Source organism: Devosia sp. J2-20 (genome assembly GCF_055808475.1).
Map to the genome: position 1 here is coordinate 1573333 of NZ_CM147870.1, position 11374 is coordinate 1584706.

At 59.8% G+C, this 11374-nt stretch carries 11 protein-coding genes and 2 tRNA genes; 9 read left to right on the forward strand and 4 right to left on the reverse strand.

Annotated features, from left to right (window positions below):
- Positions 1 to 166: 166 nt before the first annotated feature.
- The 4 genes from tet (at position 167) to AC0L37_RS07710 (ending at position 2451) form a co-directional block, all read left to right on the forward strand.
- Positions 167 to 1423 carry a Tet(A)/Tet(B)/Tet(C) family tetracycline efflux MFS transporter gene (tet, locus tag AC0L37_RS07695; RefSeq protein ID WP_473314964.1) on the forward strand — a complete coding sequence of 419 codons (1257 nt, stop codon included), beginning with the start codon at positions 167 to 169 and terminating at the stop codon, positions 1421 to 1423.
- 209 nt (positions 1424 to 1632) lie between these two features.
- The gene (locus AC0L37_RS07700) at positions 1633 to 1905 is read left to right on the forward strand and encodes an HU family DNA-binding protein (protein ID WP_212657807.1); all 273 of its coding nucleotides are present in this window, start codon (positions 1633 to 1635) and stop codon (positions 1903 to 1905) included.
- Positions 1906 to 2036: 131 nt separating this feature from the next.
- A tRNA-Val gene (locus AC0L37_RS07705) sits at positions 2037 to 2112 on the forward strand.
- A gap of 262 nt (positions 2113 to 2374) precedes the next feature.
- Positions 2375 to 2451 (forward strand) — tRNA-Asp (locus AC0L37_RS07710).
- Positions 2452 to 2843: 392 nt separating this feature from the next.
- Here the strand turns inward: AC0L37_RS07710 and AC0L37_RS07715 are convergent.
- Entirely contained in the window at positions 2844 to 3533 is a 690-nt protein-coding gene (locus AC0L37_RS07715; protein WP_282221536.1) for a DUF4386 family protein, read from the reverse strand.
- A 129-nt stretch (positions 3534 to 3662) separates the two neighbouring features.
- Between AC0L37_RS07715 and AC0L37_RS07720 the strand changes: the two genes are divergently transcribed.
- Entirely contained in the window at positions 3663 to 4694 is a 1032-nt protein-coding gene (locus AC0L37_RS07720) for an AraC family transcriptional regulator (RefSeq protein ID WP_282221535.1), read from the forward strand.
- 220 nt (positions 4695 to 4914) lie between these two features.
- Here AC0L37_RS07720 and AC0L37_RS07725 read toward each other — a convergent pair whose 3' ends face one another.
- The 3 genes from AC0L37_RS07725 to AC0L37_RS07735 all read right to left on the reverse strand — a co-directional run bounded on the left by AC0L37_RS07725 (position 4915) and on the right by AC0L37_RS07735 (position 7369).
- A complete protein-coding gene (locus AC0L37_RS07725; RefSeq protein ID WP_282221534.1) occupies positions 4915 to 5397 on the reverse strand; it encodes a DUF3237 domain-containing protein in 483 nt (160 codons plus the stop codon).
- Complete coding sequence (locus AC0L37_RS07730) at positions 5394 to 6329, reverse strand: alpha/beta hydrolase (protein WP_282221533.1); 936 nt, start codon at positions 6327 to 6329, stop codon at positions 5394 to 5396. The genes AC0L37_RS07725 and AC0L37_RS07730 overlap by 4 nt, the downstream gene beginning before the upstream one ends.
- A gap of 371 nt (positions 6330 to 6700) precedes the next feature.
- On the reverse strand, positions 6701 to 7369 hold the full coding sequence (locus AC0L37_RS07735) for a TetR/AcrR family transcriptional regulator (RefSeq protein WP_348984707.1): 669 nt from the start codon (positions 7367 to 7369) through the stop codon (positions 6701 to 6703).
- A gap of 174 nt (positions 7370 to 7543) precedes the next feature.
- Here AC0L37_RS07735 and AC0L37_RS07740 point away from each other — a divergent pair, with 174 nt between their 5' ends.
- The 4 genes from AC0L37_RS07740 to AC0L37_RS07755 all read left to right on the forward strand — a co-directional run bounded on the left by AC0L37_RS07740 (position 7544) and on the right by AC0L37_RS07755 (position 11369).
- Entirely contained in the window at positions 7544 to 8449 is a 906-nt protein-coding gene (locus tag AC0L37_RS07740; RefSeq protein WP_345790749.1) for a shikimate dehydrogenase, read from the forward strand.
- Between the two features lie 66 nt (positions 8450 to 8515).
- Positions 8516 to 9508 (forward strand): TRAP transporter substrate-binding protein DctP, encoded by a 993-nt coding sequence (gene dctP, locus AC0L37_RS07745; RefSeq protein ID WP_212657813.1) that lies wholly within the window; start codon positions 8516 to 8518, stop codon positions 9506 to 9508.
- Positions 9509 to 9565: 57 nt separating this feature from the next.
- Positions 9566 to 10081 (forward strand): TRAP transporter small permease, encoded by a 516-nt coding sequence (locus AC0L37_RS07750; protein ID WP_282221532.1) that lies wholly within the window; start codon positions 9566 to 9568, stop codon positions 10079 to 10081.
- Complete coding sequence (locus AC0L37_RS07755) at positions 10074 to 11369, forward strand: TRAP transporter large permease (protein WP_269368580.1); 1296 nt, start codon at positions 10074 to 10076, stop codon at positions 11367 to 11369. The genes AC0L37_RS07750 and AC0L37_RS07755 overlap by 8 nt, the downstream gene beginning before the upstream one ends.
- Positions 11370 to 11374: the final 5 nt, after the last annotated feature.

An 11374-nucleotide genomic window follows, 5' to 3' on the forward strand; every position in this document is an offset into this window, starting at 1 on the left:
GGATTATAGAACCGACGGCGGCCCCTCGGGGCCGCCGTTTTTGTTTGGGGGGACAGAACCGGGAAGTGATGCCACGCCGGTTGTGGATCATCCCTGCGCCCGGAGGCCTCAATCGGGCAGGGCACCTCAGCTTCGACAAAGGCGCAGGAACGGCCTTGTCAGCCAGATGTGTGGCGTACATCTATGTTGGGCGGGGCCATGTGGGCCCTTGAGGGACTGGGCCGTGAACAAGGCGCTGATCGTGATTCTGGCGGCGGTTCTGCTTGATGCGGTGGGCATCGGCCTGATTTTTCCGATTCTGCCTGCGTTGTTGCGCGATGTCGGCCACATCAGCGAGATCGCCACTCTGCTGGGCATCATGCTGGCGCTGTATTCGGCTTGCCAGTTCCTGTTCTCGCCCGTGCTAGGCGTATTGAGCGACCGGTTTGGGCGTCGGCCGGTATTGCTGGTGTCACTGGCGGGGGCGGCCCTGGACTATCTGGTCATGGCGGTCGCGCCCGAGTTGTGGATGCTGGTCCTGGGACGGGCCATTTCGGGTATGACCGGCGCCAATATGGCGGTGGCGACAGCCTATATCACCGACATATCGAGCGAAGAGGAACGGGCCAAGCGGTTTGGACTGTTCCACGCCATGTTCGGTATCGGCTTCATCATCGGGCCCGTGCTGGGCGGGGTGTTGGGTGATTACTGGGTGCGGGCGCCGTTCATAGCGGCGGCAGTTCTCAATGGCCTGAACTTTGCGCTGGCGCTGTTTGTGTTGCCAGAATCCCGGGCAGGGCAGCGCGACGCCAAGTTTGATCTTGATGCTCTCAATCCCTTCAAGCCGCTGAAATGGGCGCTGAGCTTTGCGGCGCTGATTCCCTTGATCGCGATCTTTGTGATTCTGAATTTTGTCGGCAGCATGTATGGCACGCTATGGGCGCTTTTCGCCGAGGACAGCTTTGCCTGGAACGGCATGATGATTGGCTTGTCGCTGGGGGCCTATGGCTTGTTCCATGCAGGGGCGCAGGCATTTCTCACCGGTCCGGCCGTCGCCTGGCTGGGCGAGCGCTGGGCGCTGATCGTGGGGATGATGTGCGAGATGGCCGCGCTGGCGGTGCTTGGACTGGCGACGCAAGGCTGGGTGGTGTTTGCCATCATGCCTTTGTTTGCCCTTGGCGGTATAGGCATGCCGGCGCTGCAGTCTCTGATTACGACCCAGGTCGGGGCGGACAAGCAGGGACAATTGCAGGGTGTACTGGCCAGTCTGGTCAGTCTGGCCGCAGTGTTCGGCCCGCTGTTCTTCAGTTTTGCCTATTTTGGCATTCGCGACTCGTGGCCGGGGCTAATCTGGATCATCGGGGCCGCGATCTATTTGCTGGCCTTGCCGCTTATGCTGGGTATCCGTCGCCGGGTGATTGTCCAGCCCAAGCGCAGTGGATAACGCCAAAAACCAGCGGAAAAGCCCGGAAAACCAGCGCAAACCAACAATGCGGACTTGTAGAGGTGCTGTTTCCGGTCCATTAACAGCGTTGCACCGTTCGGCCTCGCGAGAAGCCCGGAAATCCTTGCGTTTCACTCAGAATCGACCAAGGGTTGCCGAGTTTTAACCTTTGCCAGCGAGGGCGGGCAATTTCACTCTGAGGAAACGCAATGAACAAGAACGATCTGGTTGGCGTTGTCGCCGACAAAGCGACGATTACCAAGGCACAGGCCGCTGAGGCTGTGGACGCAGTGTTCGCCGCAATCACCGACACCCTGAAGGCTGGCGACGAAGTCCGCCTCGTCGGTTTCGGCACTTTCGCTGTTTCGCAGCGCAAGGCTTCGACCGGCCGCAATCCGGCCACTGGCGCCGAGATTCAGATCCCGGCCTCCAATCAGGCCAAGTTCAAGCCCGGTAAGGGCCTGAAGGACGCGATCAACTAAGATCAGTCCTTCAGACTGGTACAGTTACCGGCCCCGTGCGTTTTCCGCCGGGGCCGTTTCATTTGGTGGTTGACGATAGCGGGCAGGGACCTTAATCAGAGCCACCTTGCTTTGGTTGTGACCGACCATGCGGGCGATTAGCTCAGTTGGTAGAGCGCTTCGTTTACACCGAAGATGTCGGCGGTTCGAGCCCGTCATCGCCCACCATTTCCCCTGCCTCCCTCATGCACCGGTCCGGTGCACAATCCGGGTTCTCAACATCGCGATATGCGGCGCGAGACGGCGGGGTGAGCGGATTTGATACTTCACTTCAAGAAATATGCGGTAGCGCCTGTTTTTGTGGATGATTTCCACAGCGTCGCGCTTATTTTTGAAAATGTCGCATCATTCTGAATTTGGTCGCTTGACTTGATCGGAGGGGGTCGGTAAACGAACCCCACGTTGCGCGGACGACTTGGTCGCCGCCGCTGCGGGAGTAGCTCAGTTGGTTAGAGCGCCGGCCTGTCACGCCGGAGGTCGCGGGTTCGAGCCCCGTCTCTCGCGCCACCCTTTTTCAGGGTCTGCGTGTTTTCTAGATAGAGTTTCAACTTTTGAGTTGGTCGAGTTTCAACTATTGAACTCGCTTAGTTCATCACTTGGTATTTGTGGGCGATTCGTCGCGCGTGCTCTGCGGCGTGTACAGCGACGATATTCACTGGCATTTAGACCTTTTGCAGTTCTCGGTTCTGGTCAGTCGAGTTGCCCATCTTGGCCGCCAGCATTCGACTGATGCGTCCCCCGCGTTTACCTCAACTGCTTCCGTTCGGCGCCTGTTCATCAGGCGGCGCTTCTCGAGTGGTCCAAAAAGTTCGAGGCGTGTTGCTGCGAAATCGCTAGCCAACCCCACAGCTTGGGGAGCTGCACTCGGTTTGCGCACAGAAAAGACACTTGCTGGAGCCTTAGGCTTTCCTGTTCAGCAACACGAACCCGACCCAAACGAACCAGGCAATGTAGCCAAGTCCGAACACAGAGCCCGCTGTGTCATTCAGCGCGGGAATGAGGGTCAAGAGGCCGGACACTCCAATCACGAGGCTGAAACAGCCAAGGGGTTTCGGCATCAGTGCGGTGCGCAGCATGGCAGCACCGACAACCATGGCCCAAACGGCGCCGGCGATCTCATTACCGCCGCCAAGACCGTTTTCAACGCCCGAGAAGATTTGCCACATCAGCACGGCGCCCTCGGGGTCGGAAGCGTATTGGGTAGCGACGACTTCCTTGCCGACATTGGCGACCATTCCCGCTCCGACCACGAGGGTGGCCCAAAGCGCACCGAAAACCTGAACGACGCTAGAGAGCGTCGGCGCGTGCGGCTTGAAGATATCGGCGAGCGCGACCGCCAGCAGGGCAACCAGGAAGCCGTTGACCACATAGATGATCGTGTACCAGCTGGTCATGAGTGTCTGTTCGTTGATCACGAAGGAGACGACGGAGGCGGGATCGGCATCCGCCATACCGTAACCGGATCCGGCGAGGACTGTGAGGAGGAGAATGAAACCAAAAATATAGGTGGCAGCGGCACCAAATCCGGCCGCAGCGCCCCATTTTTGAAGTGAAAACATGTCTGCACCCTTTGTATTTTGGGCGGCCAAATCACCGTTCCCATGTTGGAATGGTGGGGGTATAGGCGACGCCTCTCCAGAGGAGCATGACCGTTGGTTTCAAGTCGTTGGCCTTGGGCGTCATGTTGGTTAAGGTCCATCCCAAACGAGGATGATCAGATGAAACGCGCAACCGTTGCCGCAGGATTAGTCCGCTCGCTTGCTGCATACGCGACACGCTCGGGATTGCACCAGCCGGACATCCTTGGAGAGGTTGGATTGACCGAGGCTGAGCTACGCGATCAGGACAACCGCATCGGCTTTGACACCTACCTGAAACTCATTGATGTGCTCATCTCTCAAACAGGTGAGCCGGCTTTGCTGGCAAAGCACGCCGTTGAGACGCAACTTGAGAAAATCAGTGTCGTCGGGTTGATCGTTGGCTCCGCCGCCTCCCTGCCCGATGCGATGCAGCAGCTGAACCGCTACGCTACTCTCATGGTGGATATCGACATTATGGAAAGTGGCCCGCGGTTCAGCGTGTCGCAGGACGGCAGCGAAGTCTGGATCATCGACAACAGGCCCGATCCGAACCGAAGCCCTGCGTTGACCGAGGCTGCATTCGGACGGTTCATCGGCGAGTTCAGGCGCAACCTTCCCGAGCATCCTTTCGCCGTGCGAATTGAAATGACCCATGCCAAACCGGCGCATGCGGACGAACTTGAGCAATTGTTGCAATGCCCCATCACTTTTGGACGCACGCGCAATGCGATGCAGATCGCACCAGAATGGCTCTCGCGCCCTTTCGAGAACACGTCCCGGTACGTGTTCGGCATTTTTTCCGAGAAGGCGGACGCCCTGCTCCAGGACCTGGCAAGAGAAGATAGTATCCGTGCACGCGTGGAAGCTGGACTGATGCCTGGCCTTCACAAGGGCGAAGCCTCGATTGACGCGATCGCTTCCGAACTCGGTATGAGCCGGCCGACACTCTATCGCCGCCTCAAGCAGGAAGGCACGACGTTTGCCGAGGTTGCCGATGAATTGAGATGCCGCATGGCATCTGACTATCTCTCCGCCCGCAAGGTCTCCGTCAATGAAGCGGCTTATCTGGTGGGTTTTTCGGAGGCTTCCTCGTTTGTGCGTGCCTTCCGTCGCTGGACCGGGCAAACCCCGACCGAATATCGCGATCAATTGCTCGCGGCTTCGGCCTGATTGACGGCAAGCGACAATAGAACTTCCCCGCACCACGGTGCTGCGTCGTTAATGGCGCTCGGCGCTTATCGATTGTGCCTTATCTCAACATGTGCCCAGAACTGACCGCTTTCGGGAAATCGCGAAGGCATACCGATAGGCTGGAATGGGGTGCAAAGCAGAATGGTAGTGTCAGGGGGTGGCATTTTGGCAGCTCTAGGAATTAACGAATTTCATGCCCTTACCGAACTGCGTAGACAGCGATTGTTATGCCCTCAGAACTGGGCGCAATGGACGACAAGAAGACGGTGTCGCGCAGCCAGTGGTGAGGTCCATCGGGCGCGTCAAAGCGCGGCGTCGCGAAAAAATAGTACTCCGAGGGGTCAACGGGCTGACCCTGGCGCAGGCGCGCGAGCACCTCGGGCGAGGAGACGCGAAGGCCCTGGTTCTGTACGAATATCAGCGTGCCATCGTCGGCACGCATGGAGTAGTTGGCAGAAATTTCCGATGTTCCATCAGGGCGGATCAGGGGCCAGTCAGAGCCGCCGGGCAGGATCGTGCCCTGCAGGCGCGGCCCCTCGACCCGGCCGGACAGAATGGGAATGTGCAGCCTCTCGCCCTGAGCATGTCGACCCGCGCTGATGGGCTGGCCAATCGTCGCACTGATGGTGAAGGCATAGTCCAGCGTGGGCAGGCTGGGCTTGCTGGGCGGGGCGGAGGTCATGGACGGGAATTGATGCGGTCCAGCCAGGCGCACATCGCGCTCAGGCTGGTGCGGCTGGCTTCGCAATATTCCATGGCGCGCAGGTAGCCGTGAATGAGCCCTTCACCGGTGTCCACCGTCACGGCGACACCGGAGTCCTGCAGCTTTTTGGCGTAATCCAGCCCGTCATCGCGCAGCGGGTCGTTCTGCGCCACGGCGATATAGGCAGGCGGCAGGTCAGCGTGATTGTCGGCCAGCATGGGTGCCGCCATCGGGTTGCGCAGATCGGCCGGGTTGGGGCAGTACATAGCATTGACCGCCGGCATGCCGGCGACGCTGAGCAGAGGCGCTGTGGCGTTCTCGACATAGGCGGGGCGCTGCATCTCGAAATCGACAGCAGGATAAACCAGCAATTGCCCGCTCAGGGCAATGTCGCCGCCGCGGAAGAACAGGGCGAGGCTGGCAGCCAGATTGGCCCCGGCACTGTCGCCGCCGACGGCGATCCGGGCTGGGTCAATGGACAGCTTTTCCGCATTGGCGGCAACCCAGCGCACCACGTCCTGACACTGGGTAATGGCGGCAGGGAAGGGGTGTTCGGGGGCCAGAGCGTAGTCGACACTGATGACGGTCTGCCGGTTGGCGGCTGCGATCCGGCTGGTGATATCCCAATGGGTCTCGGGGCTGCCCTGCATCCAGGCCCCACCATGCATGTAGATCAGGCAAGGCTGGGTGGAATCGTTGCCATGGCGGAACACGCGCACCCGCACATCGCCCGCCGCGCTGGGGATCCAGTGTTCGGCATCGGTCTCTACTCCCTGCGGCGTGGGCAGACGCATGTCCCGGGCAATGACTTCAAACAGAGCGCGGCGATCAGCCGGCTTGGCCCCTGCGGGAAGCTGTTTCCATTTTTCGTTCCAGACAGCCAGAAACGGTTCCAATTGTGGGTTCAGCACGGCTCTTCCTCCCAGTTACACGCGTCGAGCGGCATTTTAGCTTAACGTACTAACCAGTTCGTACATGTCAATGGGGCGTGCGGGAGGGTTGGTGTGGATATTTCGAGGCGGGATGGGTGCGGGGGTCAAGGAAAGGGGGACGCTGCCAGAGCAAAGGCCCTGGGATAGGCAGGTCGTGCAGCTGTGCGAGGGCTTCACGACCCGGCAAGATCGGTCGCGCGGTTTGTGCCGATAATTCGGGGGTGGAGTCGCGGGCCACGCCGCGTGCCGAGGGGGTGTGGCGACGTTGGTTGGCGATACCGCAATAGGCGAGCCTGCGCCGATCACCTTGCCGGTGCGGTCGGGTCGATCAGGGTGCGATTGCGGCCAGTTCAGTGGGCTCGATGACGAAGCGGAGAATCATCGCCACGACCTGGTTGCGCAACCGGGCCTGTTCGCGGTCTCCCTCCATGGCACGCATCAAAGATGCGACTGAACGTGGCGCGGTTGGAGACATTGAAGAAGCAGAGCGCGCTGATGTGCCAGTGCAGGTCGAGCGGCTCGATTCCCTTACGGAAGACGCCTGCTTCCACGCCGCGCTGGTAGATGCGCTTGAGATTGTCGATGGCGGTGGCATTGAGCTGCTGAATGGTCACCGAGCGCTCGAGGAACATGCCGTTATGGATGTTCTCGATCATCACCATGCGAATGAAATCGGGATGACTGTTGTGGTGCTCGAAGGTGAATTCGACCAGGCGGCGCAGTGCGTCAGTGGGGCTGAGGTGATCAAGGTTGAGCTCGACCTCGCCGCTGCGCACCACGCGGTAGGCCTCTTCCAGACAACGCAGGTACAGGCCGTCCTTGTCGTCGAAATAATAGTAGATCATGCGCTTGGAGGCATTGGTCTTGGCGGCGATCTCGTCGATCCGGGCACCGGACAGACCATTGTCTGCAAATTCGCGCATGGCGACTTCAATGATGTTGCGTTTGGTCCCTTCCGGGTCTTGTGCACGGGTTTTGGCGGTCGCCTTTTTCCCGGTTTTACTAACGATTTCGCTCATGAAGCCCACCACAAATTGCCGCCCCGTTGCATCGCCGTTGACTAAACTAACCAGTTCGTACAAAGTGCATGCAACGTGTTTACCCTTGTTAACCGCCGCGACGACAAAAGCAAAGGCGGAGCAGGTGTGCAGATCGCCCCCAGAGGTTGGGGTGGCGGTCTTGGGGAGGTTTTCGTGCAGTTGACTCAGTCTGTCAGCGCTGATGTAGGCGAGGCCGTGCCGGCTCAGAACGGTCCGTCGGTGCTCGTTGGTCTGGTGGGTCGCAACATCCAGCGGTCGCGCACGCCGCGTATGCATGAGGTCGAGGGCGCGCGGCACGGCATGCGCTATACCTATCAGCTTATCGATGCCGCCATGGCCGGTGACAGCGCGCTCGGCATTGCCCAGATCCTGGAGGCGGCAGCGTTGTTCGGCTTCGCGGGGCTGAACATCACCTATCCTTACAAACAGGCGATCATGCCACATCTCGACGAGATCGATGATGGTGCTGCGCGTGTCGGGGCGGTCAATACGGTAGTGCTCCGCAAGGGCAAGTCGCGTGGCTACAACACAGATCTGTGGGGTTTTGGGCAGGGCTTTGACCTTGAGATGGGCGATGCACCGCGCCAGACAGTTGTGCAACTGGGTGCTGGTGGCGCCGGTTCGGCGGTGGCCAATGCCCTTGTGGGCTGCGGTGTGGGTGAGTTGCTCATTGCCGATCTGGATCATGCGCGTGCCACAGCGCTTGTGGCGCGGTTGAATGGCAAGGGCGCCAATGCGGCGGCGCTATCGCTCGAGAGCATCGGGACGCGGCGGTTCGATGGCATCGTCAACGCCACCCCGATCGGTATGGATGCCACGCCGGGCATGCCGGTGGACCGCTCGGTGCTGCGCCCCGACATCTGGGTGGCCGATATCATCTATTTTCCATTGGAAACCGAGCTGCTGGCAAGCGCCCGGGCCCTGGGGTGCAGAACCCTGTCGGGCGCTTCAATGGCTGTTTTTCAAGCCGTGAAGGCGTTTGAACTGTTCACGGGCAGGCCTGCTGATGCAGATGCCATGCGCGCGACATTCGACGGCTTCGAGACAAGAGTTCCATAGCCCAGTACGGGTGGAGGAAAATGCCCGGATCCGCTGGACCGGGACGGATGCAAAAGGGAGGAACCAATGCGTTCAATCGTCGACAACAAGACCATCATGACCGGACTAGCTGCTCTGGCCATCAGCATGCTTTCGACTGCCAGCTTTGCGCAGGACAAGGTCGAGCTGATCTATTCCGACACCGTTGCTGAATCGGATATCCGCAGCGAATTGCTGCGCACCGAATTCGGTGGTTGCCTGGGTGACGGTTTTGACTTCAAGCCCTATTTCGGTGCGACCCTGTTCAAGCAGGGCACCGAATTGACCGCCATGCAGCGCGGCAATCTCGATATGGCCGGCCTGGCAATCTATGACTTCCAGAATCAGGTGCCTGCCACCGGCATTCTGGGCGCTGCCTATCTTTATCGCGACTATGATCACCTGCGTGCTGTCACCCATTCAGACGTTCTGAACGAGCTTTGGGGCGAAGTGGAAAGCGCAACGGGCGTCAAGGTTCTGGCCAATCCCTATATTGGGACGCGGCACGTCAACCTGCGTGGCGACAAGAAGATCATGACGCCCGAGGACATGGCCGGCGTCAAGCTGCGCATGCCGGGCGGCGAAGGCTGGCAGTTCGTGGGCGAGGCGCTGGGCGCCAACCCGACACCAATGGCGTTCACCGAAGTCTATACCGGCCTGCAGACCGGCGCGATCGATGGTCAGGACAATCCCCTGCCAGCCGACAAGTCGATGAAATTCTATGAAGTCACCGACCAGATCGTGCTGACCGGTCATCTGATCGCCAACAACCAGTTCTCGATCTCGATGTCCAAGTGGGACAGCATGAACGCAGAGCAGCAGGGCAAGGTGCAGGAATGCGCGTTCAACTTCGAGGCGGCGCTGGACAAGGAAACGCTGGCACAGGAGGCGGTGCTTGTCGATTTCTTCAAGGGCGAAGGGCTGGACGTTTACGAGCCTAACAAGACAGCCTTCCGCGACCACGTTCTGGACATGTACGTCAATTCGGACTTCTCCAAGGACTGGCCAGCAGGTCTGCTGGACAAGATCAACGCCCTCTAGGGCGGGCCAGAAGCGACCCGGGCATTCCGGGTCGCTTCACTTCCGGGGAGGATGACCATGAGCCACCTAGCCTTGCTGTGGGGCAGACTGCACCGGATAGCGGAAGCGCTGATCGTGCTGCTGCTCGCCAGCATGTTCGCGAGCTTTCTGATCCAGATCGTGTTTCGCTACTTTCTGAACCTGCCGCTGGGCTGGACGGTGGAATTCGTCACCATTGCCTGGTTGTGGGGGATTCTGTTCGGCTATGCGTTTGTGCTGCGCGACGATGAGGTCATCCGCCTGGATATTGTCTATCTGGCCGTGCCGACACCGGCGCAGCGCGCCATGGACTTTCTCTCCTCTGCGGTGGTTGCAGGCATCCTGGTGTGGTCGCTGCCGCAGATCTACAACTACATCTCCTTCATGAAGATCGAGCGGACGGCCTTTCTCAAGATCCGCTTCGATCATCTGTTCGCCATTTACATCCCCTTCGTCCTGGCCGTTGTGGCGCGCAGTCTGCGGACCTGCTGGCGTGCCCTGAAAGGGCAGGGATATGGGCCAACCGCCAGCAGCGAGGCTGCCGAGAATGTTTGATCCTTTCGTCTGGGCGCTCGTGCTGATCGTCGGGCTGTCGCTGTTCGGCTATTCAATCGGCATCGCCATGCTGGTGGGGTCAATCGTGTTTCTGGCGGGGCGCGGCTTTGACACCTCCATTGCCTCCGAAACGCTGCTGCAGGGCCTGTTCAACAGCTACACGCTACTCTCAATTCCCCTGTTCATTCTGGCTGCCGACATCATGAATGCCGGTTCGCTGGCGGATCGCCTGCTGCGCTTTTCCCAGGCGGTGGTGGGCCGGTTCCGTGGCGGGCTGGGTCATGTGAATGTGTTTTCCAGCCTGATCTTTTCGGGCATGTCCGGCTCGGCCATCGCTGATGCCGTGGGCATGGGCCGCATCATCATCAACATGATGACCAAGAACGGGCAGTACAGCCCAGCCTATGCCGCAGCGATCACTGCTGCATCGGCCACGATCGGACCGATCATTCCGCCGTCCATTCCGATGGTGCTTTATGCGCTGGTCTCGGACACCTCGATCGGCTTCCTGTTTGCGGCCGGTATTCTGCCTGGCCTGCTGATGGGCGTGGTGCTGATGGTGATGAATGGCCTGATTGCCAAGCGACGCGGTTTTCCGCGCGATGAAGTGGTGCCCCTCAAGGCTCTGCCGGGCGTCACCTTCCGGGCGATCCCGGCGCTGCTGTTGCCGGTGATCCTGCTCGGGGGCATCTATGGTGGCATCATGACGCCGACCGAAGCGGCAGCGGTGGCGGCGGCCTATGCGCTGGTGATCTCGGTTGTGGTCTATCGTTCAGTTTCGGCGGGGCAGTTCTATACGACGCTGCTCAACAGTGCGCGCTCGACCGCTGCGGTGGGTATTCTGATCGCAGGGGCTCTGGCGTTCAATTACGTGATTACCCGTCAGGACGTGCCGGCGAGCCTAGCCATGTTCATTCAGCAATTTGACCTGTCGCCAGTGGGCTTCCTGATTGCCATCAATCTGTTGATGCTGGCGTTGGGCTGTGTGCTGGAGGGCGGCGCGATCCTGCTGATCATCGTGCCGATTTTCATCCCGACCGCCCAGGCAATGGGTATTGATCTGGTGCACTTCGGTGTCGTGGTGGTGGTCAATGCCATGCTCGGGCTGATCACGCCTCCCTATGGCCTGCTGTTGTTCGTGGTTGCCAACATTACCGGGCAACCCGTCGGGCGCATCATTCGGGAACTGCTGCCCTTTCTGGGCGCCCTGTTCATCGCCTTGGGGATCATCACCTTCGTTCCCGACTTCGTTTTGTTCCTGCCACGCCTGCTTGGATATCGCGGCTGAGGAGA

Coding starts and splice junctions, on each gene's coding strand:
- tet (WP_473314964.1), top strand. CDS start 167: ATGTGTGGCGTACATCTATGTTGGGCGGGGCCATGTGGGCCCTTGAGG.
- AC0L37_RS07700 (WP_212657807.1), top strand. CDS start 1,633: ATGAACAAGAACGATCTGGTTGGCGTTGTCGCCGACAAAGCGACGATT.
- AC0L37_RS07720 (WP_282221535.1), top strand. CDS start 3,663: ATGAAACGCGCAACCGTTGCCGCAGGATTAGTCCGCTCGCTTGCTGCA.
- AC0L37_RS07725 (WP_282221534.1), bottom strand. CDS start 5,397: ATGACCTCCGCCCCGCCCAGCAAGCCCAGCCTGCCCACGCTGGACTAT.
- AC0L37_RS07735 (WP_348984707.1), bottom strand. CDS start 7,369: ATGAGCGAAATCGTTAGTAAAACCGGGAAAAAGGCGACCGCCAAAACC.
- dctP (WP_212657813.1), top strand. CDS start 8,516: ATGCGTTCAATCGTCGACAACAAGACCATCATGACCGGACTAGCTGCT.
- AC0L37_RS07750 (WP_282221532.1), top strand. CDS start 9,566: ATGAGCCACCTAGCCTTGCTGTGGGGCAGACTGCACCGGATAGCGGAA.
- AC0L37_RS07755 (WP_269368580.1), top strand. CDS start 10,074: ATGTTTGATCCTTTCGTCTGGGCGCTCGTGCTGATCGTCGGGCTGTCG.